This window comes from Nonomuraea sp. CA-143628, assembly GCF_050942315.1.
GTDB lineage: Bacteria > Actinomycetota > Actinomycetes > Streptosporangiales > Streptosporangiaceae > Nonomuraea.
In genome coordinates, this window is record NZ_CP192072.1 from 375,195 (window position 1) to 397,326 (window position 22,132).

Annotated in this window: 18 protein-coding genes and 2 riboswitches; of the genes, 14 read left to right on the forward strand and 4 right to left on the reverse strand. The window is 68.2% G+C overall.

From position 1 onward, the window contains the following. Positions 1-6 precede the first annotated feature (6 nt). Positions 7-591, forward strand: a complete 585-nt coding sequence (locus ACQP2T_RS01830) for a DoxX family protein (protein WP_433514459.1) — start codon at positions 7-9, stop codon at positions 589-591. 2 nt (positions 592-593) lie between these two features. Here ACQP2T_RS01830 and ACQP2T_RS01835 read toward each other — a convergent pair whose 3' ends face one another. Continuing rightward, positions 594-1,880 carry an aminotransferase class V-fold PLP-dependent enzyme gene (locus ACQP2T_RS01835; RefSeq protein WP_433514460.1) on the reverse strand — a complete coding sequence of 429 codons (1,287 nt, stop codon included), beginning with the start codon at positions 1,878-1,880 and terminating at the stop codon, positions 594-596. Positions 1,881-1,922: 42 nt separating this feature from the next. Continuing rightward, positions 1,923-2,038: riboswitch (SAM riboswitch) on the reverse strand. 102 nt (positions 2,039-2,140) lie between these two features. On the opposite strand from ACQP2T_RS01835, the gene ACQP2T_RS01840 reads away from it, so the two are divergent. Next, on the forward strand, positions 2,141-2,866 hold the full coding sequence (locus ACQP2T_RS01840; RefSeq protein WP_433514461.1) for a TerC family protein: 726 nt from the start codon (positions 2,141-2,143) through the stop codon (positions 2,864-2,866). 9 nt (positions 2,867-2,875) lie between these two features. Continuing rightward, the gene (locus tag ACQP2T_RS01845) at positions 2,876-4,066 is read left to right on the forward strand and encodes a cytochrome P450 (protein WP_433514462.1); all 1,191 of its coding nucleotides are present in this window, start codon (positions 2,876-2,878) and stop codon (positions 4,064-4,066) included. A 313-nt stretch (positions 4,067-4,379) separates the two neighbouring features. Here the strand turns inward: ACQP2T_RS01845 and ACQP2T_RS01850 are convergent, their stop codons facing one another. Next, the gene (locus ACQP2T_RS01850) at positions 4,380-5,348 is read right to left on the reverse strand and encodes an SAM-dependent methyltransferase (RefSeq protein WP_433514463.1); all 969 of its coding nucleotides are present in this window, start codon (positions 5,346-5,348) and stop codon (positions 4,380-4,382) included. 245 nt (positions 5,349-5,593) lie between these two features. Here ACQP2T_RS01850 and ACQP2T_RS01855 point away from each other — a divergent pair, with 245 nt between their 5' ends. The 4 genes from ACQP2T_RS01855 (at position 5,594) to ACQP2T_RS01870 (ending at position 10,763) form a co-directional block, all read left to right on the forward strand. Then, positions 5,594-6,484, forward strand: a complete 891-nt coding sequence (locus ACQP2T_RS01855; protein WP_433514464.1) for a Rossmann-like and DUF2520 domain-containing protein — start codon at positions 5,594-5,596, stop codon at positions 6,482-6,484. Next, entirely contained in the window at positions 6,475-7,341 is an 867-nt protein-coding gene (gene panC / locus ACQP2T_RS01860; RefSeq protein ID WP_433514465.1) for a pantoate--beta-alanine ligase, read from the forward strand. The genes ACQP2T_RS01855 and panC overlap by 10 nt, the downstream gene beginning before the upstream one ends. Positions 7,342-7,457: 116 nt before the next feature. After that, the gene (locus ACQP2T_RS01865) at positions 7,458-9,977 is read left to right on the forward strand and encodes an L-aspartate oxidase (protein ID WP_433514466.1); all 2,520 of its coding nucleotides are present in this window, start codon (positions 7,458-7,460) and stop codon (positions 9,975-9,977) included. A 3-nt stretch (positions 9,978-9,980) separates the two neighbouring features. Next, positions 9,981-10,763: a type III pantothenate kinase gene (locus ACQP2T_RS01870; protein ID WP_225293290.1), complete on the forward strand. Its 783-nt coding sequence runs from the start codon at positions 9,981-9,983 to the stop codon at positions 10,761-10,763. 64 nt (positions 10,764-10,827) lie between these two features. Here ACQP2T_RS01870 and ACQP2T_RS01875 read toward each other — a convergent pair whose 3' ends face one another. Further along, a complete protein-coding gene (locus ACQP2T_RS01875) occupies positions 10,828-11,304 on the reverse strand; it encodes a hypothetical protein (RefSeq protein ID WP_433514467.1) in 477 nt (158 codons plus the stop codon). Between the two features lie 171 nt (positions 11,305-11,475). Between ACQP2T_RS01875 and lysX the strand changes: the two genes are divergently transcribed. Next, complete coding sequence (gene lysX / locus ACQP2T_RS01880) at positions 11,476-12,933, forward strand: bifunctional lysylphosphatidylglycerol synthetase/lysine--tRNA ligase LysX (RefSeq protein ID WP_433519696.1); 1,458 nt, start codon at positions 11,476-11,478, stop codon at positions 12,931-12,933. Between the two features lie 681 nt (positions 12,934-13,614). After that, entirely contained in the window at positions 13,615-13,827 is a 213-nt protein-coding gene (locus tag ACQP2T_RS01885) for a LuxR C-terminal-related transcriptional regulator (protein WP_214641953.1), read from the forward strand. A 63-nt stretch (positions 13,828-13,890) separates the two neighbouring features. On the opposite strand, the gene ACQP2T_RS01890 is transcribed toward ACQP2T_RS01885, so the two are convergent. Continuing rightward, positions 13,891-14,934, reverse strand: a complete 1,044-nt coding sequence (locus tag ACQP2T_RS01890) for a C40 family peptidase (protein WP_433514468.1) — start codon at positions 14,932-14,934, stop codon at positions 13,891-13,893. A gap of 5 nt (positions 14,935-14,939) precedes the next feature. Beyond that, positions 14,940-15,100, reverse strand: a riboswitch (cyclic di-AMP (ydaO/yuaA leader). Between the two features lie 289 nt (positions 15,101-15,389). Here ACQP2T_RS01890 and ACQP2T_RS01895 point away from each other — a divergent pair. The 5 genes from ACQP2T_RS01895 to ACQP2T_RS01915 all read left to right on the forward strand — a co-directional run bounded on the left by ACQP2T_RS01895 (position 15,390) and on the right by ACQP2T_RS01915 (position 22,084). Continuing rightward, positions 15,390-15,947, forward strand: coding sequence for an amino-acid N-acetyltransferase (locus ACQP2T_RS01895; protein ID WP_357653942.1), 558 nt, complete (start codon positions 15,390-15,392; stop codon positions 15,945-15,947). 97 nt (positions 15,948-16,044) lie between these two features. Next, positions 16,045-17,370 carry an RDD family protein gene (locus ACQP2T_RS01900; RefSeq protein ID WP_433514469.1) on the forward strand — a complete coding sequence of 442 codons (1,326 nt, stop codon included), beginning with the start codon at positions 16,045-16,047 and terminating at the stop codon, positions 17,368-17,370. A gap of 108 nt (positions 17,371-17,478) precedes the next feature. After that, on the forward strand, positions 17,479-17,967 hold the full coding sequence (locus ACQP2T_RS01905; RefSeq protein WP_433514470.1) for an RDD family protein: 489 nt from the start codon (positions 17,479-17,481) through the stop codon (positions 17,965-17,967). 521 nt (positions 17,968-18,488) lie between these two features. Further along, positions 18,489-18,821 (forward strand): histone-like nucleoid-structuring protein Lsr2, encoded by a 333-nt coding sequence (locus ACQP2T_RS01910; RefSeq protein ID WP_357653944.1) that lies wholly within the window; start codon positions 18,489-18,491, stop codon positions 18,819-18,821. Between the two features lie 755 nt (positions 18,822-19,576). Continuing rightward, on the forward strand, positions 19,577-22,084 hold the full coding sequence (locus tag ACQP2T_RS01915) for an ATP-dependent Clp protease ATP-binding subunit (RefSeq protein WP_357938814.1): 2,508 nt from the start codon (positions 19,577-19,579) through the stop codon (positions 22,082-22,084). The last annotated feature ends 48 nt before the right edge of the window (positions 22,085-22,132 follow it).

Below are 22,132 nucleotides of genomic sequence, written 5' to 3' on the forward strand. Positions count from 1 at the left end.
AAAACCGTGCAAAGAATTCTTTTCGATCTTGCCGCCCTGATCTCGCGGGTGGTGATCGGTGTGATCTTCGTGACCCACGGATGGCAGAAGATGCAGATCGGGGTACCGGTCACGGCCGCCGCCTTCAACCAGATGGGGATTCCGCTGCCGTGGCTCTCGGCCGGGTTCGCCATCCTCGTCGAGACCGTCGGCGGGATCCTGCTCATCATCGGCCTGCTGGTCCGGCTGGCGGCCCTCGGGCTGGTGGTCAACATGCTGGGCGCGATCATCTTCGTCCACGGCGCCCGCGGTGTCCTGATCCAGAACGGCGGCTGGGAGCTCGCCGGCGCGCTGGCCGTGGCCTGCCTGCTGCTCGTGGCGGTGGGCGGTGGCCGGCTCGGCATCGACGGCATCCTGCACAACAGCTACCGGCGGCGCGCCGAGCGTCGCGCGGCCGAGCAGGATCTCGCCGGCCACGCGCCGGCCACCTCCATCAGGCCGGAGGCCCCATCGGAGGCGGACACCGCCCCCAGGCCGGTGCAACCGACGGCCCGGGACGATGACATGAGGAACGTGGACGAGCCGTCACACGGACGTTCACCGAGCGCCTGACCTCAGCGGGCGGCGAGGTCGCGGAGGGCGTCGACGAGGCGGTCCACGTGCTCCTCCGTGGTGCCGATGCCGATCGAGGCGCGGACCGCGGAGGCCGTGTCGTCCTCGCAGCCGCCATCGGCGGTACCGAGCAGGTGCCGGACGAACGGGTGCGCGCAGAACTTGCCGTCACGCACGCCGATCCCGTACTCGCCCGACAGCACCTCGGCCACCTCGCGCGCCGAGTGTCCGTCCACGACGAACGAGACGATGCCCACGCGCGGCTGGTCCGCCCCCCACAGCGACAGCTCGCGCACGCCCTCGATCGCGGCCAGCCCGGACCGGAGCCGGGCGATCAGCCGCTCCTCCTCGCGCACCAGCGCGGTCCAGCCGGTCGCGCTGAGCGCGTCGCAGGCGGCGGCCACGGCGATGGCGCCCAGGACGTTCGGGGTGCCCGCCTCGTGACGCGGCTCGGCGTCCTCGTGCCACTCGATGTCCTCGTCGACGGAGCGTACGGCGCCGCCGCCCTTGAGGTACGGCTCGCCGGAGGAGAGCCAGTCACGGCGGCCGACCAGCACCCCGGCCCCGAAGGGCGCGTAGAGCTTGTGCCCGGAGAAGGCGACGTAGTCGAGGTCGAGCGCGGTCAGGTTGAGCCGCCGGTGCGGCACCAGCTGGGCGGCGTCCACCAGGATGCGGGCTCCGTGGCGGTGCGCGATGTGCGCCAGGGCGGCGATGGGCCAGAGCTCGCCGGTGACGTTCGAGGCGGCGGTGACCACGAGCAGCTTGGGGCCGTCGATCCCGGCCAGGGCCTCGTCGGCGGCGCGGACGGCCGCGCCGGGGAAGGCGGGCGGCGCCAGGCGTACGGACCGCGTCCAGGGCAGCAGGGAGGCGTGGTGCTCGGTGTCGAAGACGACCGCGGTCGTGCCCTCGGGCAGGCAGCGGGCCAGCAGGTTCGTCGCGTCAGTGGTGTTGCGGGTGAAGATCACGGCGTCGTCGGGGCGGGCGCCGACGAAGGCCCTGACCGTGTGGCGGGCCTGCTCGTAGCGGGCGGTGGTGAGCTGGGAGGCGTAACCCGCGCCGCGGTGCACGCTGGAATAGGCCGGGAGCGCGGCGGTGACGGCGGCGCTGACCGGCTCCAGACAAGGGGCGCTCGCCGCGTAGTCGAGGTTGGCGTACGTCACCAGCTTGCCGCCCTTGACCGGCACTTCCAGATCGGCGCCCAGCACGGCGGGGATCGGACGGGCGCGCTCGACGGCCGGCGCGTCGGTGGCCTGGGCGGGCAGGGAGCTGAAGATCGTCAACGTGGACACGGCGAACCTCCTGGGGCCATCGGACCCCCGGAACACCCAGCGAGCCCGCGCTTGCCCACCACACCTCGTGGCGGACCAGGTCTTCACCCGGGGCACCCCGCCGCGGACGCGAGGGTTGCCGGCCAGCAAGCCGGGGCTGTGCGCTGGCACTCATGACCTACATCCGCACTATAACCGACACCCGGCCATGAATCGCAACCGCGAACTTATGCGGCCCCTGCCTCGTTGGTAACTGAAACCCCTGCTGTGAGGAGTACCTAATGCTGGACTGGGTGGCCGACCCTCAGATCTGGATCGGGTTTTTCACCCTGGTCGCACTAGAGATCGTTCTTGGCATCGACAACATCATCTTCATCTCCATCCTGGCCGGGAAGCTGCCGCCGGAGCAGCGCGACAAGGCCCGGGTCATGGGCCTGGGCGCGGCGCTGATCAGCCGGCTGCTCCTGCTGCTGGCGCTGTCGTGGGTGGTCCGGCTGACCACGCCGTTGTTCGAGGTCTTCGGCTACGGGATATCGGGGCGTGACCTGATCCTGCTGCTGGGCGGCCTGTTCCTGCTGGCCAAGAGCGTCACCGAGATCGGCCACAGCATGGAGCTGAAGGAGGAGGGCGGCAAGGGGCGGGCCGTCACGTCGTTCACCTCGGTGATCGTGCAGATCATGATCCTGGACGTGGTGTTCTCGCTCGACTCGGTGATCACCGCCGTGGGCATGGTGGACGAGCTCGGCGTGATGGTCGCCGCGGTGATCGTGGCGGTGCTGGTCATGCTGTTCGCGTCCGGGCCGATCAGCAGGTTCGTGGACAAGCATCCGAGCATCAAGATGCTGGCTCTGGCGTTCCTGGTGCTGATCGGGGTGGTGCTCATCGCCGAGGGGCTCGGCCAGCACATCTCCAAGGGCTACATCTACTTCGCGATGGCCTTCTCGGTGATCGTGGAGCTGCTCAACATCCGGATGCGGAGCAGGCACGCCAAGCAAACCTCCTCATAAGATGAAAAAGTGCGATTCGATCCCTGGAATCCGGATTTTGTTGCCTACCCCTACGGCGCGTACGCGGAGCTGAGGCGTGAGGCCCCCGTCAGCTACTTCGAGCCGACGGGGCAGTGGCTGATCTCCCGGCACGCGGACGTCAACGCGCTGCTCAGAGACCGTCGCCTGGGCCGCTCCTACCTTCACGTGGCCACGCACGAGGAGTTCGGCAGGCCGGAGGAGCCGGCGTTCCAGGAGCCGTTCTGGCGGGTGACCAGGGCCGGCATGCTCGACGTCGAGCCGCCGGTGCACACCAGGCTGCGCCGGTTGGTCTCCAAGGCGTTCACCCCGCGCATGGTCGAGTCGCTGCGCCCCCGGGTCAGGGCGATCGCCGAGGGGCTGGTCGGGGCGTTCGTCGAGAAAGGCGGCGGCGACCTGATCGCCGAGGTGGCCGAGCCGCTGCCGGTGACCGTCATCGCGGAGATGCTCGGCGTACCCGAGGCGGACCGGCACCTGCTGCGCCCCTGGTCGGCCGACATCTGCCGGATGTACGAGCTGAACCCGAGCGTGGAGTCGCAGCACGTGGCCGCCAAGGCGGCGGCGGAGTTCGCCGCCTACCTCGCGGACCTGGCCCGCGAGCGTGCCGTCCGGCCGGGCGACGACCTGATCAGCGCGCTCGCGGCGATCGAGGAGCTCACCGAGGACGAGCTGGTCGGCACCTGCGTGCTGCTGCTCAACGCCGGTCACGAGGCGACCGTGAACGTGACGGGCAACGGCTGGTGGTCCCTGTTCAGGAACCCCGCCGAGCTGGTACGCCTGCGCGAGGACCGGAGTCTGCTGCCCACGGCCGTTGAGGAGCTGATGCGCTGGGACACGCCGCTGCAGATGTTCGAGCGGTGGGTGCTGGAGGACATCGAGGTGCACGGGGTCGAGATCCCGCGCGGGGCCGAGGTCGCGCTGCTGTTCGGCTCGGCCAACCGCGACGAGGCGGTGTTCGATGACCCTGACCGGCTCGACGTGGGACGGCCGGACAACCCGCACATCTCCTTCGGGGCGGGGATCCACTTCTGCCTGGGCGCGCCGCTGGCCCGCATCGAGCTGATCGAGTCGTTCGGCGCCCTGCTGGAACGGGCGCCGAAGCTGGAGCTCGTCAGCGAGCCGGAATGGAAGCCGGGCTACGTCATCCGCGGCCTGAAGTCCCTCGACCTGACGACGGGTTAGCGCGGCCCCGACGGACGGTCCGCTCCCCCGGAGGGGGTCCCCTCCTAAGGACGTCAGCCACAGCGGACCGTCCGCTTCCGCTCCTCCGGAGGGGGTCCCCTCCTCACGACTGTCACGGTCTCTGTGACGGTCCGTCGTGGCTGTGGTCCCTCGGGAGGAACCCCCTTCGGGGGGAGCGGAAGTAGCCGGTCCGTCGTGGCTGGGGTCCCTGGGGAGGAACCCCCTTCGGGGGGAGCGGAAGTAGCCGGTCCGCCGTGGCTGGGGTCCCTGGGGAGGAGCTCCCTCCGGGGGTGGAAGTAGCTTCGCCGACGGGTCAGAGGCGCTCCTGGACGAGCCAGCCGAAGCCGCCGAGCCCCCTCGGGTCGATCAGCTCGCCCTCCTCCGAGGCGCAGGCCAGCGCCCGGAGGTAGGCCGTCGGATCGGCGTGCGCGAGGTCGATGGGCGGACGCGTGCCGGTGACCCCCAGAGCCCTTAGCGCATCGCGCTGTGTGGACAAGCCTGTGGATATCGCACCGGCCCGCCGCCCGGCCTCCGCGCACGCGTCGAGCGCCACGTGAGCGGTGATGTCGCAGGTGCCGTCGGGGATGGGCGCGACGACCGCACCATCTCGGTAGCCGGTGAGTGTGCCATGGCACGGACGGTTATCCACAGGGTGTGCATAATCGATGGCCACCGCGCGACCCCTCCTGAGCCGGGTCACCACGGCCGCCCACGCGGCGTCCCGAGGGCACCCGATCTCCCCGCGCGAGCCGATACGGCCCAGCGACGGCCACCACCGGTCGAGCCAGGCGCGGTCGGTGTCGGACACGGGGTCGCCCAGCCGCTCCTCACCCGTCTCGGTGTCGACCAGAACCAGCCGCGGCCCATCGGCCGTCTGCTCGGCCACGTCGAGCGGGACGTTGTCCAGCCACTCGTTGGCGATCGCCAGCCCGGTGATGACGGAGGGGATCCGGGGCCGCCAGTCGATGCTCTTGGGCAGGTCGTCGGGTCGGGGCGAGAGGTCGACGGCGGTGATGTTGAGCCTGGCGCGCAGCCCTGGGTCGGCGGCGTCGAGTACGCGGGCGACCAGGGCGCCCTCTCCCGCGCCGATGTCGACCAGGTCGATGCTGTCCGGGGCGCCGAGGTCGGCGTCGACCTGGGTGAGCAGGGCCAGAACCGCGTCGGCGAAGGCGGCCGAGGCGCTGACCGACGTACGGAAGTGGCCCGAAGGGCGCTCGCGGAGGTAGAAACCGTCCTCGCCGTACAGCGCGTGCTGCATCGCGGCGCGCCAGGTGAGCCACATGCCCTGGACTATCTCACGAAGTAGGCCCCCCGTAGATCAACGCGGGCGTCGGGTCGTCAACTCGGCGCCCGCCACCACGAGATGAACCCCTCTCCTCATCTCTTCCGACAGGGGGTGCATGTTTTGTATGCCCTTGTCCCTTTTGTGGGTAACTCAACATGCGGCAAAAGCCTGGTCACGTACGCAGTCGCGAACGGCCGTTACTCTGGGCGGCAGTGCCATCAGGGTCGACAGGGGTGGACGTCATGGACGCAGGGGATCGGCCGGCGCGGCTGGCCGTGGGCGTGCTGGGCGCGGGCAAGGTGGGTTCGGTGCTCGGTGCCGCACTGGCGCAGGCCGGACACCATGTGGTCGCCGCCAGCGGAGTCTCCGACGCCTCGCACCGGTGGGCGGCGGAGCGGCTCGGCGTGCGGCCGACCCGGCCCGAGGAGGTCGTCAAGACGGCCGGGCTGATCCTGCTCACCGTGCCTGACGACGCGCTGCCCGATCTGGTCAACGGTCTCGCGTCGACCGGCGCGGACCTGCGGGGCAAGCTGCTCGTGCACACCAGCGGCGCGTACGGGCTGTCGGTGCTGGAGCCGGCCGCCAGGGCGGGCGCGCTGCCGCTCGCGCTCCATCCGGTGATGACGTTCACCGGGAGGGACGACGACCTCAACCGCATCACCGGCATCTCGTTCGGCGTGACGGCGCCCGACACGCTCAGGCCCATCGCCGAGGCCCTGGTGATCGAGATGGGCGGCGAGCCGGTCTGGATCGCCGACTCCGACCGCGCCCTCTACCACGCGGCCCTGGCCGGGGCGGCCAATCACATGGTCACGCTCATCGCCGAGTCGCAGGAGCTCCTGCGGGGCATCGGTGTGGAGCACCCGGGCATCATGCTCGGCCCGCTGCTCGGCGCGGCGCTCGACAACGTGCTGCGGCTCGGCATCGCCGGGCTGACCGGTCCGGTGGTGCGGGGCGACGCGGGCACCGTACGCAAGCATGTGGACGCGCTGATCCTGGCGGCACCCGAGGCGGCCGACGCCTACATCGCCCTCGCTAGGCTCACGGCGGACCGCGCGCTCGCCGCGGGGCTGCTGAAGCCCGAAGAGGCCGAGCGCCTGCTCGACGCGCTCGGAGGCAACATATGGACCTGATCGTCGCCAAGAACCGCACCGACCTGGTCAAGGCGCGCGGCGAGGGGAGCGTCGCGCTGGTGCCCACCATGGGTGCGCTGCACGAGGGTCACCGCTCCCTGATCCGCGAGGCCCGCGTCCGCGCCGACCACGTCGTGGTCAGCATCTTCGTCAATCCTCTGCAATTTTCGCCAAACGAGGATTTTTCCCGCTATCCGAGGACGTTCGACGCGGACCTGGAGGCGTGCCGGGCCGAGGGCGTGGACGTCGTCTTCGCCCCGTCGGCCGACGACATGTACCCCGCCGGTCGCCAGGTCAGCGTCCAGTCGGGCGAGATGGGCACGATCGTCGAGGGCGCCGTCCGGCCCGGCCACTTCGACGGTGTGCTCACCGTGGTGCTCAAGCTGTTCAACCTCGTCCAGCCCGACGTGGCGGTCTTCGGGCAGAAGGACGCCCAGCAGCTCGCCATGATCCGCAGAATGGTCGCCGACCTCGACCTGCCGATCGACATCGTCGGCGCGCCGACCGTCCGCGAGCCAGACGGCCTGGCGCTGTCGAGCCGCAACCGCTACCTGTCCGCCGACGAGCGGCAGGTCGCTCTCACGCTCTCCAGGGCCCTACGGGCGGGCGCGGCGGAGGCGGCGGCCCTTGCGGAAGGGGCGGCTGAGCCCGTCCCGGCCAGGATCCGGGCGGCGGCGCTGGCCGTGCTCGAGGGCGCGGCTCCCCGGCTCGCGCTCGACTACCTGGTGCTCGTCGATCCGGCCACGTTCGCCGAGGTGAGCGAGTCGTATCGGGGCGAGGCGGTGCTGGCGGTGGCCGCCAAGGTCGGCACCACCCGGCTGATCGACAACGCCGTCCTGTCGCTCGATCCGGCCTGACAGAGGCATCGCCACAGCTCTACGCGTACCCGGAGGGCTGAGCCACCCCCCGGAGGCACCACCTTCGCTCGTGGGTTATCGTCATGTTGACGAAATCGCCTCAATGAGGAGACTCCATGAGTGCACCGGCGATTCCCCTCCGACTGACGGCCCCCGATCCCGGCTGGATCGCCGAGGCGGACGTGGTCGTCGTGGGCTCCGGCATCGCGGGGCTGACCGTGGCCCTGCGCTATGCCGAGCTGGATCCCGCGGCCAAGGTCCTCGTCGTCACCAAGGACGTGCTCTCGTCCGGGTCGACCCGATGGGCCCAGGGCGGGATCGCGGCCGTGCTCGACCCGCGCGACAGCCCCGACGAGCACCTGAGCGACACGCTGATCGCCGGAGTGGGCCTGTGCGACGTACGGGCCGTACGGACGCTGGTGACCGAGGGGCCGGGCGCGCTGCGGCGGCTGATGGAGCGCGGCGCCCGGTTCGACCGGACCCCCGACGGCGAGCTCCAGCTCACCCGGGAAGGCGGCCACCGGCGCGACAGGATCGTGCACGCGGGCGGCGACGCCACCGGAGCCGAGGTGCAGCGGGCGCTGGTCGAGGCGGTCAGGGCGGGCGCGGTGGAGGTCATCGAGCACGCGCTGGTCCTCGACCTGCTGACGGACGCGCGCGGCCGGGCCAGGGGCGTGACGCTGCACGTCATGGGCGAGGGCGCCCGCGACGGCGTGGGCGCGGTGCACGTGCGGGCGGTCGTGCTGGCCACCGGCGGCATGGGGCAGGTGTACGCGTCCACCACGAACCCCGTCGTCTCCACCGGCGACGGCGTCGCGCTCGCGCTCAGGGCGGGGGCCGTGGTGCGTGACATCGAGTTCGTCCAGTTCCATCCCACGGTGCTGTGGCTCGGCGAGGAGTCGACCGGGCAGCAGCCGCTGATCTCCGAGGCGGTCAGGGGCGAGGGCGCCTTCCTGATCGACCACGAGGGCCGCGCGTTCATGAACGGCGTGCACGAGCTGGCCGACCTGGCGCCGCGCGACGTCGTCGCCAAGGCCATCATGCGCACGATGCGCGAGAGCGGGCAGAGCCACGTCTTCCTCGACGGCCGCCACTTCGGCGCGGAGCGGTGGAAGACCCGCTTCCCCACGATCTACGCGGTCTGCCGCGAGCACGGCATCGACCCGGCCACCGAGCCCATCCCCGTCGCCCCGGCCGCCCACTACGCCAGCGGCGGGGTCAGGACCGATCTGCACGGCCGTACCTCCATCGAGGGCCTGTACGCGTGCGGCGAGGTCGCCTGCACGGGCGTGCACGGCGCGAACAGGCTCGCGTCCAACTCGCTGCTGGAGGGCCTGGTCTTCGCCGAGCGCATCGCCGCGGACATCCACGCGGTGAGCGGGGCCGGGGAGCAGGCGCCGATACAGCGGGCTCAGACGGCAACGGGCCTGGCCGACCCGCGGATCCGTACCAAGGTCCAGGCCCGCATGAGCGGGGGAGCGAGCGTGCTGCGCAGCCGCGAGTCGCTCGCGGAGACGGCGCGGGCGCTCCGCGACGCCCGCTGGACCCCCGTCCAGGTGCAGCCGTGTACGGAGTCGTGGGAGGCCACGAACCTGCTGACCGTCGCCACCGTGCTGGTCGGCGCCGCCTGGGCCCGGCTGGAGACCCGCGGCTCGCACTGGCGCGAGGACTTCCCCGACCGAGACGACAATGACTGGCTGGGCCACCTGGACGTGACCCTGACCGAGGAGGGGCCCCAGATGACGTACACGCCGCACGGCGACACCACGCCGCCGCGACTGGCGCAGGAGCTCGCCGCCGCCGGGCTGGATCCGGCGGAGATCGACGCGCTGATCGACCGGGCGCTCGCCGAGGATCTCCAGGAGGCGGGCGACGTGACGAGCCTGGCCACCATTCCGGCGGAGCAGCGCGCGGTCGCGGACGTGGTGGCCCGCAAGGACGGCATCGTCGCCGGGCTGGCCGTGGCCGAGGCGGTGTTCGTCCGGCTGGGCGCGGCCCGTACGGAGCGGCGGGCCAAGGACGGCGAGCGCGTCCGGGCGGGCGACGTACTGATGACCGTGGAGGGCCCGGTCAGGGGCCTGCTGACGGCGGAGCGCACCGCGCTCAACCTGGTCACGCACCTGTCCGGCATCGCGACACTGACCGGAAGGTGGGTCGAGGCGGTCAGCGGCACCCGGGCGAGGGTGCGTGACAGCCGCAAGACGCTGCCCGGGCTGCGGGCACTGGAGAAGTACGCGGTGCGGTGCGGCGGCGGCGTCAACCACCGGATGTCCCTGTCGGACGCGGCGCTGATCAAGGACAACCACGTGGTGGCCGCCGGTGGCGTGGCCGAGGCGTTCCGCGCGGTGAGAGAGCGCTATCCGGAGCTGCCGATCGAGGTGGAGGTGGACCGGATCGATCAGCTCGGCCCGGTGCTCGAAGAAGGCGCCGAGGAGATCCTTCTCGACAACTTCACGGTCGAGGAGACCGCCCAAGCCGTCCACATCGTGAGAAATCGGGCGAAGCTTGAGGCTAGTGGAGGGTTGACCTTGGAATCGGCCCGTGCTGTGGCCGAAACTGGCGTTGACTACCTTGCGGTGGGAGCGCTCACGCACTCGGCGCCGGCCCTCGACATCGCACTGGATCTACGGGGGTAATCGATGCTGCTAACGATCGACGTCGGCAACACGCACACGGTGCTCGGCCTGTTCGAGGGCGAGGAAGTCATCGAGCACTGGCGGCTGGCCACGGACGCCCGCCGCACCGCCGACGAGATCGCGGTCGTGCTCCAAGGGCTGCTCGCCCAGTCCCCATTGCTCAAGGGAGCCGATGTCAGCGGCATCGCGATCTGCTCGACTGTGCCGAGCGTGCTCAACGAGATGCGCGAGATGTGCCGCCGCTACTACGGCGATGTGACCGCGGTGATCGTGGAGCCGGGCATACGCACCGGCGTGCCCGTCCGCATGGACAACCCCAAGGAGGTCGGCAGCGACCGCATCGTCAACGCGCTGGCGGCCATCGACCAGTACGGCGGCCCCTGCGTCATCGTCGACTTCGGCACCGCGACCTCGTTCGACGCGGTGTCGGCCAAGGGCGAGTACATCGGCGCGGTCACCGCGCCCGGCATCGAGATCTCCGTCGACGCCCTGGCGGCGGCGGGCGCCCAGCTGCACAAGGTGGAGCTGGTCAGGCCGCGCTCGGTCATCGCCAAGAACACCGTCGAGGCGCTCCAGGCCGGCATCATCTACGGCTTCGCGGGCCAGGTCGACGGCATCGTCGAGCGGATGACGGCCGAGCTGGCCGACGACCCCGACGAGGTGACGGTGGTGGCCACCGGCGGGCACGCGGCGCTGGTGGTGGGTGAGTCGCGCTCGATCGACGTGCACGAGCCGTGGCTGACCCTGATCGGCCTGCGGCTGATCTACAACCGGAACACGGCATGAACAAGCGGCCCCCCGCTCGGGTGAGGGGGCCGCTTGCGTTCGTGGACCGTCTCTACCTGGCCGGTTACTCGGTCTCGGAGTCGCCGGTGTAGATGGAGCTCCAGCTGCCGCAGTTGCGCGGGTAGGAGCCGTGCAGGTCGATCTGGCAGACCTTCACGCGGAGGCTGGAGACGTCGTCGCTGTCGAAGGAGAAGCGCTTGAAGGCCGGGTAGCCGCAGTACTTCTTGGTGTAGACCGTCGACCAGTTGTCGTCGAAGTCGCTGGCCTGGAACTTCACGTACGCGCACTTGCCGCCCTCGTCGTAGCTGCGGTTGTCCAGGTCCCAGAGCTTGCCCCTGACAGTGATCGTGTTCGACTCGTGGTCGTCGTCGGCCCAATCCACACTGACCCAGCCGGAGGCCTTGGCCTGGTAGTGCTGCGAGTAAACCGGACCCCAGGAGTCGGAGTCCGCGGTGCTGGCGCTGGCGGCCGACGGCAGCGCAAGGGCCAGCGCGCTCGTGGCGGCGACGGCGGCGAGGCCGGTCGCGAGCTTCTTCATCATGATCTCTCCTTGAGCTCCCCCTGGGCCGGCGCCTTGCCGGTTCCCCCCTGAGCTCGATGTGGCATTTGTACGGGAGAGTTCTTGCAGCCACCCTGCAGAGAGGTGACGAGTCCTTGCAGTTCGCCATATCCCCTACGCTTTGATGCTGTGAGCGACGAACTTCCCGAGCAGATGCGCATCCGGAGGGAGAAGCTCGACCGCCTTCGCAGTGAGGGCGTCGATCCTTACCCGGTGACCTTTCCCCGCACGGCGACCAACGCGGAGGTCAGGGAGAAATACCAGGCCCTCGATCCGGACACCGCGACCGGTGACAAGGTCGGCGTCGCGGGCCGCGTCATGCTCAACCGCGTGGGCGGCAAGCTCTGCTTCGCCACGCTCCGCGACGGCAGCGGCGACCTGCAGGTGATGATCTCGCTCGACAAGGTCGGCGAAGAGTCGCTGGCGGCCTGGAAGCGCGACGTCGACCTGGGCGACCACGTGGGTGTGGAGGGTGAGGTCATCACCTCCCGCCGCGGCGAGCTGTCGATCCTGGCCGACCGCTGGCAGATCACCGCCAAGTGCCTGCGCCCGCTGCCGGAGAAGCACGTCGGCCTCACCGACCCCGAGGCCCGCGTACGCCAGCGCTACGTCGACCTCATCGTCAACGACGAGGCCCGGGAGATGGCCCGCATCCGCAGCGCCACGGTGCGCGCGGTGCGCGACTTCTGGCACGAGGAGGGCTACCTCGAGGTCGAGACGCCCATGCTGCAGCCGATCCACGGTGGCGCGGCGGCCCGGCCGTTCAAGACCCACATCAACGCGTACAACATGGAGCTCTACCTTCGCATCGCGATCGAGCTCTACCTGAAGCGGCTCGTGGTCGGCGGCATCGAGAAGGTCTTCGAGATCAACCGCAACTTCCGCAACGAGGGCGCGGACTCCACGCACAACCCCGAGTTCACCATGATCGAGGCGTACGGCACCTACCTCGACTACAACGACATGGCCGACCTTACCCAGCGGATGTACCAGAAGGCCGTCGTGGCCGCCCTGGGCACCTCTGTGGTCGTTCACGACGGCGTCGAGGTGGATCTGGGCATCCCGGAGTGGCCGCGCATCACCCTGTACGGGGCGGTGTCCGAGGCGCTCGGCGAGGAGATCACCACCGAGACCCCGCTGGAGCAGGTCCGGAAACTCGCCGACGGGCGCGAGATCCACTGGGACCCGAAGTGGGGCCAGGGCAAGCTCGTCCAGGAGATCTTCGAGGCCCTCGTCGAGCACACGCTCATCCAGCCGACGTTCGTCATGGACTACCCGCTGGAGACCTCCCCGCTGACCCGTCAGCACCGCGACAACCCGCTGCTGACCGAGAAGTGGGACCTCATCGGGTTCGGCACGGAGCTGGGCACCGCCTACTCCGAGCTCGTCGACCCGGTCGAGCAGCGCCGGCGCCTGGTGGAGCAGTCGCTGCTGGCCGCCGGAGGCGACCCTGAGGCCATGCAGCTCGACGAGGACTTCCTGCAGGCGCTGGAGTACGCCATGCCGCCCACGGGTGGCATGGGGGCCGGGATCGACCGGATGATCATGGCCTTCACCGGCAAGAGCATCCGGGAAACGATCTTGTTCCCGCTGGTCAAGCCGACCAACTGACCCACCTGCCACCGAAGGGTGTCGGCCCGGCTGCCACGCCGGGCCGCATCGGTTCTGTCGGCCCGGCTCCCACGACGGGCCGTACCCGTCCGGCTCGCCGGTTCGCGGGCGCTGTCGGCGGTGAGGTTGACAGCGGTCCAATCTCCTGCGGCGAGTAGGAGAACGCGGGCGGCGATTTCCGCCAGTTTCTTTACGCGAGCGACGACCTTCGCCAGTTTTTTGACGCGGGCCGACGCGGTGAGCCGGCCATCTCCCGACCGCCTGCGCCGGGCCGCGATGAGCGGCGCCCCCTATGGCGCATGAACCGTTCATGGTCTTTGGCACGCACTGCCGACCCGGCCGCGCGGGGGTACGAAGGAGTGCCCCAAGCAGCCACATTTCCGATATCTCGCATATTGAAGGCGAATAATATTCGCGTTTTGTGGATCTAAGCCCAGCGGGTCCACAGTGCCCCTGGGGAGAGGGCTGTAAGGGCGGCTGTGATCCCTCATCGAGCCCCGAAGTGTGCCGACATATGGCGAGTACTTCACATACTGCCGATCATGTCAATGGCGATGGTCAGAGAGCGGTATTCGCTGGCTTGACGACCTTTCCAGAATGCGTTTACCGTCTGCGAGGACGAGCAGCAGCCCTGCTCGGACATAGACGTCTCGAGTTCTGCTGTTGGGGGGAGGGCTCCCGATGTATGTGCTCACTGAGGGCGTCGAGCTTAGCCACGCGGATCTGGCGTTGCTGGCGGAGCTTGCCAAGGGGGTCACGGTTGATCGGGTTGGCAGACGACTGGATATCAGCGGGCGCACGGTACGCCGGAGACTTCGGGGTATCTGCGATCGCATCGGCGTCGCCACCGCGATCGAGGCCGTTGCCTGGGCCGCCCGCCGTCAGCTCATCTGACCGCTCTATCGGCCCAGCCGCCCGGGCTCCAGCCGTCAGAGTGCTTGTCGTGGTGTCCGGAGGTCAGTCGGCGATGCGTACGGCGCCCGCGAACGGACGGCGGGCGATGGACGCGATGCGTACGACGTCGCCGGTCTGCGGCGCGTGGACCATCATGCCGCCGCCGATGTAGATGCCGACGTGGTGCAGGTCGCCATAGAAGAAGACCAGGTCGCCGGCGCGCAGCTCCTCCTTGGAGATGTGCCGTCCGGCCGTCCACTGGTCGCCGGTGTAGTGCGGCAGTGAGATGCCCACCCGCTGGTAGGCCGCCATCACGAGGCCGGAGCAGTCGTACGAGGTCGGCCCCTCGGCGCCCCAGACGTACGGCTTGAGCTGCTGCGTGAGCGCCCACCTGGCGGCCGTGGCCGCCTTGCCGGCGCCGATGACCGGCAGGTCGACCCGCGTGGCCCGGGTGCCGGGACGGCCCGCCTCGCCGATCGCCCGCTTGAAGAGGCTGCTCTCGACCTTGGTGACGAGACTGGTGATCTTGTCGCGCTTGGTGCCGAGGTCCTCGACGATCTTCTGGACCTCGTCGATGCGCGTCTTGGCGCTGGCTCTGGCCTCCTCGGCGGCCTGCCTGGCCGTGGTCACCTGGTTGACCTCGAAGCCCTGCTGCTGCTCCAGCGCGTAGGTGGTGGCCGCCCGGTCGAGGAAGTTCTCGGGGTCGTCGGAGGTGGCGAAGTTGAGTGGCTGGCCGAAGCCGCCGTTGATGTAGGCGCTCTGGGCCAGCAGCGCGGCCTTGGCGTGCTTGGCGGCCAGATCGGCCTCGCTGGTGGACAGCGTCTTCTGGGCCGCCTCAGCCGTCTTCTTGGCGGTCTTGAGCTTCTCTCGCTGGCCGTTGAACTGCTCGCTGAGCGTCTCGATCTCGGTGTGGAGCTCCTCGGCCTGCTTGGACAGGTCCTTCAGCGAGGGCTTGGGATCGGCGACGGCGGAGCCGACGGGTATGGCGAAGAGGAGGGTGGCGATGGTCGCCGCGATGACACCCAGTCGGGTGGGGATCTTCCGGAGCTCCGGAGGGCGGGCGTGAGCGCCTGCCGGCTTCCCCTCGCGATCGCGGGTCTGCTTCACCAACCAGCTCCTCTCATCGGCGCCTACCGGGTTAGCTGACGGGTTCGGGCCGGAGCAGCCCTACCGAACGACTCGCTCGGATTCACCCCATGGGTGGTGGCGTCGGGATGAGGTCGCCACCGGCGGGTCCCCGGCTCCCCTTACGGGGATTGGGCGCGTCTCCACGCTGGCTCGCGTGAGTGACATCGTCGCTGGACACTAGTGCACTCCGGGTTCGTGCTCAACCAGAACTGCCAAGTCTGTAGAGGTTTCGCAACCGAAGGGTCACGAGGTGGTCTCGTGCCTGCCGGTGCTGAACAAACTTTATGTCCTTTTTGCACCAAGTTCGCCAAGACATGGAAGCCTGTCGGCCAAGGGGATCCCTCATCGTGCTCGATCAACCACGAGATGTCATGAGATGGGAGAGACGTCAGAGTTAGGGGGAGGCCGTAATCGGATCTGTACGCTGGAGACCCATGGAGCAGGTCGCCGAAGTGACAGTCCCGGACACGGAAGTCGTCGTCCGGCGTGCCCGCACGCCGGATGTCAGGACGATCCGTCTCCTGGTCGACACCTACGCGGGCGCCGGGCCCCGGCTTCTGGAGAAGGCCACCGTCACTCTGTACGAGGACGTGCAGGAGTTCTGGATCGCCGAGCGCGGCGGCCAAGTGGTCGGTTGCGGCGCGCTGCACGTGCTTTGGGAGGATCTCGCGGAGATTCGCACGGTGGCCGTCGATCCGGAGTTCCGAGGCTTCGGAATCGGGCACCGGATCGTCTCTTCCTTGATCAAAACGGCCCGGGAACTCGGCCTGCGCCGGGTTTTCTGTCTGACTTTTGAGGTGGATTTTTTCGCGAGGCATGGATTCCGTCCCGTACAGGGCACTCCGGTCTCACCCGAGGTCTATGCGGAGCTGCTGGCCTCGTACGACGAGGGTGTCGCCGAGTTCCTCGACCTCGAACACGTCAAGCCCAACACCCTGGGGAACACCCGCATGCTTCTCCACCTGACATCGGGTGACGCGGACCTTGACTAATGGGAAAGGTGATTGTTGATACCTATGTCGATACGTTGGGCAGCACAGGCATGTGTCCTGACACGTGCCACATGCGCACTCGAAGCGAGGTGACACGGTGAGCACCGGACAGCCGCCGTATCCACAGGACGAATCCGGCGAGAACTCTGCGCCTGGCGGATCTGAATACGGACATCACAACGCGGGCCGTCCCTATGGCGAGCCCGACCCGGATGCGACGGTCGTTGGCTACCGGGCGGACGACGCCTACGGTCAGCAACCCAACTACGGGCAACAGCAGCCGGGCTACGGCCAGCAGCCGCAGTACGGTCAGCAGCAGCAGCCGGGCTACGGCCAGCAGCCGCAGCAACCGCAGTACGGGCAACAGCCCCAGTACGGGCAGCAGCCCGGCTACGGCCAGCAACCGGAATACGGCCAGCAGCCCAGTTACGGTGGGCAACCCGGATACGGTCAGCAGCAGGCTTCGGGTCAGCAACCCGACTACGGCCAGCCCAACTACGGTCAGCAGCCGCAATCGCAACCCGGTTACGGCCAGCAACCGCAGTCTCAGCCTGGATACGGCCAGCAACCCAGTTACGGGCAGCAGCAGCCGTCCCAGCCGGGCTACGGGCAGCAGCAGCCGTCGCAACCCGGCTACGGGCAGCAGCAGTACGGCCAGCAGCCCCCGTCGGGCCAGCAGCCCGGCTATGGTCAGCAGCCCCAGTACGGCCAGCAGCCCGGTTATGGGCAGCAGCAGCCGTCCCAGCCGGGCTATGGCCAGCAGCAGCCGTCACAACCCGGCTACGGCCAGCAGCAGTACGGCCAGCCTGACTACGGTCAGCAGCAGCAGTACGGCCAGCCCGCCTACGGCCAGCCCCAGTACGGCCAGCAGCCCGGCTACGGGCAGCAGCAGCCGCACGGGGTCCAACCGCCCGGCGCCCCGGCCCCGCTCGCCGAGTGGTGGCAGCGGCTCGTGGCGAGGATCATCGACGGTGTCATCTTCGGCATCGCGAACTGGGTGATCGGTCTCGTCTTCGGGGCCATCCTGCTCTCCAGCTACAACTCCGTGACCGGCGTCTCAAGCGGCCTGCTGGGGGCGACCGCCTACGCTGCCGTCATCGCCATCGTGATGACGGCGGTGTACGTCGCCTACGAGTTCTTCATGACCAAGATGAGCGGCCAGACGGTCGGCAAGATGGTCATGGGGATCAAGATCGTGCCGACGGGCACCATGCTGCCTCCGGGCGGCCTGTCGAACGACGTGGCGCTCAAGCGGGCCGGCATCACCTGGGGTGGATACATCCTCGGCATCATCCCGTGGGTCGGGTCGCTGCTCGGCGGGATCGTCGTCGCCCTGAACGGCGCCTCCCAGCTCTGGGACAAGCCGCTGCAGCAGACGTTCGCCGACAAGTTCAGCAACACGGTGGTAGTGAAGATCAAGTAGTCTTCGCGGACGCGAAACAGAGGCCGGCCCGTGGCTGGCCTCTGTTTTGTATGTGCGGGCGGCGGCAAAATGGGTAGCGGTCGGTTCGCCGAAGGGGCGAGGTGGGTTATGACCGGGTTGCCGCCGTGGAGTGACGCCGTCCCCGCGGAATGGTGGGAACGCCTGGCCGCCCGGCTCATTGAAGCCCTCGTCTTCGGTGTCTTCTATTACATTCTGTTCGTCGCGCTGTGGGGCGGCTTCCGAACTGTCGGGTTGCTGGAGGTGTTCGACGGCCGGTTGCCCGGCGTGTTCGCCTGGCTGCTCGGTGGGCTGGGATATACGGTCTATGACTGGGCCGCGCATTCCATGAGCGGCCGTACGTTCGGCAAGGCGATCATGAGGATTCGCCTCGAACCGAGCGGCCTTCGGCGCGGTGCACTGCTGAAACGAGCCCTGGTCTATCCGGGAGCGGCGATGGTCATGGGCATTCCGGTGCTCAATGTGCTGGCCGGAATCTTCGTCTTCGGCGTCGGGATCCTCATCTTGATCGACAAGCCGCTGCAGCGTGGGCCGCACGACCGGCTCGCCGGAACGCGGGTGATCAAAGATCTCCGCTGAGCCTTGTGGGCCTGGACAGAAGTCTTTCCGCAAAATTTTCGCTTGATCCGGTAAGGAGCCTGGAGAGACTGGCATTAGGCTATGGGGCGTCCGGGTTGCCGGATGTTGGCGCACATGGCACATGGACGGCATCCATGTACCACTATGGTCAGGTGCGGGCGGTTGTCCACCTCGTGAGGCATGAGGGGCGCTCATGCCCAGGCCGCTTGTGGATAAAGCGCCCATCGAAACCCCCGTCCGCTGTGGAGGCGAGGACGAATGCAGGCCGTTACCGACGTATTGTCAGCGCTGATCCCGCCGGTGGTGGTGGGCGCCGCCTTCATCTTTGGCGTAGTGAAGTTGGTCCGATCCGAGGCCGCTGGACGCCGTCCAAACCCCCAGGATCAGGCCGAGAACCACAACTGAGCCGCAACTGAGCCGCCGCTCAGCAGAATCTCTCTAGCGCTGAATTGTCTCCGCGCCTTTCCGGGTATATGTTTGCCCTGGCGAATGAAACAATGCTCCGCGAAAGGATTGCGTAGATGGCCAAGCAGATCCAGGAGATTCTCATCGATGACCTCGATGGGGGCGAGGCCAATGAGACGGTCAGCTTCGCTATTGACGGCTCCTCCTATGAGATTGACCTGAGCGACCTTAACGCCAAGAAGCTGAGGGACGCGCTCACGCCTTTCGTACAGCACGCTCGTCGGTCCGGTGCCGTGACCACGCGTCGGCGCGGTCGCGGCGGGCAGCGTGCGATGAGCCGCGAGAAGAGCTCGGAGATCCGGCAGTGGGCCAAGGCTCACGGTCTGCCGGTGAGCGAGCGTGGCCGAATCGCCTCTACCGTGGTGGAGAAGTACGAACAAGCTCACTAGAGAGCCATCTCCTGACCATGCGCTTATGCCGCTCGCCTAAGAACCCCGGCGAACGCCATAAGCGCATGATCATTTATAGCTGTCTCTCAAATGCTGGACGGTTCGTGACGGCGATCTTCTAATCGCCCATATGTGATCATTTTGGGCTGCCCGCTCGGTCGATTCCGGGCGGTTTTCTGGCATGGTGCGTTCCAGCCCCCGTGTGGGCTCCCCGGTGCGGCGACGGTCTGGATCGGTAACCGTGACCGTCCGGATCGGTAACCTCGCTGACCGGACCGGCGATTTCGCGGCCCGCGCGTGCCGTCCCGGGATCGGGATTTCGCGGCCTGCCGGGTGCCGTGGTGCGATCGGGATTCCGCGACTCGCGAGTGCCGTACCACGATCGATTGGCGGCGGGCGCGCTTCCTTACATAGGATGTTCGGGTATGGCTCACGGATGAGGCATCGGCGATGCGCGGGCGGGCTCTCTCCCCGGCACCGGCCGCAAGCCGATCCATGTTGATCTGCCGACGTCGTGGCGACCAATTCCAGGCGCTTCACGAGAGCGTCCTAAACATCGTTCGCTTGCGGCGTATCGGGAACACGTAACCCCCGATCGGTAGTTGGATAGAGGGTGAACGCCCTGCTCCCGGGGAACGTCTCTGCTATAGAGCGTGTCAGTGGCAGTGGGCACGGTTCGCCGAGCCAGGGCTAGCATGCGGGATGACGGGACCGGATTTACCGGCCTGACTGACCGCTCTGTGAGGAGCGACGAGATGTTCGAGAGGTTCACCGACCGAGCAAGGCGGGTTGTCGTCTTGGCCCAAGAAGAGGCCAGGATGCTCAACCACAACTACATCGGCACTGAGCACATTCTTCTTGGTTTGATCCATGAAGGTGAGGGCGTAGCCGCCAAGGCTCTGGAGAGCCTGGGCATCAGCCTTGAAGGAGTGCGTCAGCAGGTCGAGGAGATCATCGGCCAGGGCCAGTCGGCTCCGTCGGGGCACATTCCGTTCACCCCGCGGGCCAAGAAGGTTCTTGAGCTGTCGCTCCGTGAGGCTTTGCAGCTGGGTCACAACTACATCGGCACCGAGCACATCCTGCTCGGGCTCATCCGTGAGGGTGAGGGTGTGGCCGCCCAGGTGCTGGTCAAGCTTGGAGCCGATCTCAACCGTGTCAGGCAGCAGGTCATCCAGTTGCTCCACGGTTACCAGGGCAAGGAGCCGGCCGCCGCGGGTGGCCCGCAGGAGTCGGCCCCGTCGACCTCCCTGGTGCTCGACCAGTTCGGCCGCAACCTGACCCAGGCCGCCCGCGAGGGCAAGCTGGATCCGGTAATCGGCCGTGAGAAGGAGATCGAGCGGGTCATGCAGGTCCTCTCCCGGAGGACCAAGAACAACCCGGTTCTGATCGGCGAGCCCGGCGTCGGCAAGACCGCCGTCGTCGAGGGCCTGTCACAGAAGATCGTCAGGGGCGAGGTGCCCGAGACGCTGAAGGACAAGCAGCTCTACACCCTTGACCTCGGCGCTCTGGTGGCGGGTTCGCGCTACCGCGGCGACTTCGAAGAGCGCCTGAAGAAGGTGCTCAAGGAGATCCGCACGCGCGGCGACATCATCCTGTTCATCGACGAGCTGCACACGCTCGTCGGCGCGGGCGCGGCCGAGGGCGCGATCGACGCCGCCAGCATCCTCAAGCCGATGCTGGCGCGTGGCGAGCTGCAGACCATCGGTGCCACGACCCTCGACGAATACCGCAAATACCTGGAGAAGGACGCCGCTCTGGAGCGGCGCTTCCAGCCGATCCAGGTGGCCGAGCCCTCGCTCAGCCACACGATCGAGATCCTCAAGGGTCTGCGCGACCGCTACGAGGCGCACCACCGGGTGTCCATCACCGACGGCGCGCTGGTGGCCGCCGCGCAGCTGGCCGATCGCTACATCAGCGACCGCTACCTGCCCGACAAGGCGATCGACCTCATCGACGAGGCGGGTTCGCGGATGCGCATCCGCCGGATGACCGCTCCGCCGGACCTGCGCGAATACGACGAGAAGATCGCCAACGTCCGCAGGGACAAGGAGTCCGCGATCGACGCGCAGGACTTCGAGAAGGCGGCCGCGCTCCGTGACCAGGAGAAGCAGCTCCAGCTCAAGCGCGAGCGGCGCGAGAAGGAGTGGAAGGCCGGCGACATGGACGTCGTGGCCGAGGTCACCGAGGAGCTCATCGCCGAGGTCCTGGCGACGGCCACCGGCATCCCGGTCTTCAAGCTGACCGAGGAGGAGTCGCAGCGCCTGCTCCGCATGGAGGAGGAGCTGCACAAGCGGATCATCGGCCAGGACGACGCCATCAAGGGCCTGTCCAGGTCGATCCGGCGCACCCGCGCCGGGCTGAAGGACCCGCGCCGTCCCGGTGGCTCGTTCATCTTCGCCGGCCCGTCCGGTGTCGGTAAGACCGAGCTGTCCAAGGCGCTGGCGGAGTTCCTCTTCGGTGACGAAGACGCTCTGATCAGCCTGGACATGTCTGAGTTCATGGAGAAGCACACCGTCTCCCGGCTGTTCGGCTCGCCTCCCGGCTACGTCGGCTACGAGGAGGGCGGCCAGCTCACCGAGAAGGTGCGGCGCAAGCCGTTCTCCGTGGTCCTGTTCGACGAGATCGAGAAGGCCCACCCCGACATCTTCAACTCGCTGCTGCAGATCCTGGAAGACGGTCGCCTGACCGACGCCCAGGGCCGGGTGGTCGACTTCAAGAACACGGTCATCATCATGACCACCAACCTCGGCACCCGCGACATCTCCAAGGGCATCGGGGTCGGGTTCGCCAAGTCCAACGACGCCGACTCCAACTACGAGCGGATGAAGGCCAAGGTCCAGGAGGAGCTCAAGCAGCACTTCCGGCCCGAGTTCCTCAACCGTGTCGACGACATCGTGGTCTTCCACCAGCTGACGCCGGCGGAGATCATCCTGATCGTGGACCTGATGCTCGCTCAGGTCGACGCCCGGATGAAGGACCGCGACATGGGGCTCGATGTCTCGCCCGAGGCCAAGCAGCTGCTGGCCGACCGTGGTTACGACCCGGTCATGGGTGCCCGGCCGCTGCGCCGGACCATCCAGCGTGAGCTCGAGGACTCGCTGTCGGAGAAGATCCTGTACGGCGAGCTCCGTCCGGGGCAGATCGTCAAGGTCACGATCGAGGGCGAAGGCGACAACGCGAAGTTCATCTTCACCGGTGAGGACGCGTCGTCCAGCCAGGTCCCCGACTCGGCCGCGGCGATCGCGGCGCCGATCAAGAACTGACGGCGCCCGAGTTCGACCTAGGAACCCCCGTGTGAGGGATCACACGGG

Coding starts and splice junctions, on each gene's coding strand:
- ACQP2T_RS01840 (WP_433514461.1), top strand. CDS start 2,141: ATGCTGGACTGGGTGGCCGACCCTCAGATCTGGATCGGGTTTTTCACC.
- ACQP2T_RS01850 (WP_433514463.1), bottom strand. CDS start 5,348: ATGTGGCTCACCTGGCGCGCCGCGATGCAGCACGCGCTGTACGGCGAG.
- ACQP2T_RS01855 (WP_433514464.1), top strand. CDS start 5,594: ATGGACGCAGGGGATCGGCCGGCGCGGCTGGCCGTGGGCGTGCTGGGC.
- panC (WP_433514465.1), top strand. CDS start 6,475: ATGGACCTGATCGTCGCCAAGAACCGCACCGACCTGGTCAAGGCGCGC.
- ACQP2T_RS01865 (WP_433514466.1), top strand. CDS start 7,458: ATGAGTGCACCGGCGATTCCCCTCCGACTGACGGCCCCCGATCCCGGC.
- ACQP2T_RS01870 (WP_225293290.1), top strand. CDS start 9,981: ATGCTGCTAACGATCGACGTCGGCAACACGCACACGGTGCTCGGCCTG.
- ACQP2T_RS01875 (WP_433514467.1), bottom strand. CDS start 11,304: ATGATGAAGAAGCTCGCGACCGGCCTCGCCGCCGTCGCCGCCACGAGC.
- lysX (WP_433519696.1), top strand. CDS start 11,476: ATGCGCATCCGGAGGGAGAAGCTCGACCGCCTTCGCAGTGAGGGCGTC.
- ACQP2T_RS01885 (WP_214641953.1), top strand. CDS start 13,615: ATGTATGTGCTCACTGAGGGCGTCGAGCTTAGCCACGCGGATCTGGCG.
- ACQP2T_RS01895 (WP_357653942.1), top strand. CDS start 15,390: ATGGAGCAGGTCGCCGAAGTGACAGTCCCGGACACGGAAGTCGTCGTC.
- ACQP2T_RS01905 (WP_433514470.1), top strand. CDS start 17,479: ATGACCGGGTTGCCGCCGTGGAGTGACGCCGTCCCCGCGGAATGGTGG.
- ACQP2T_RS01910 (WP_357653944.1), top strand. CDS start 18,489: ATGGCCAAGCAGATCCAGGAGATTCTCATCGATGACCTCGATGGGGGC.
- ACQP2T_RS01915 (WP_357938814.1), top strand. CDS start 19,577: ATGTTCGAGAGGTTCACCGACCGAGCAAGGCGGGTTGTCGTCTTGGCC.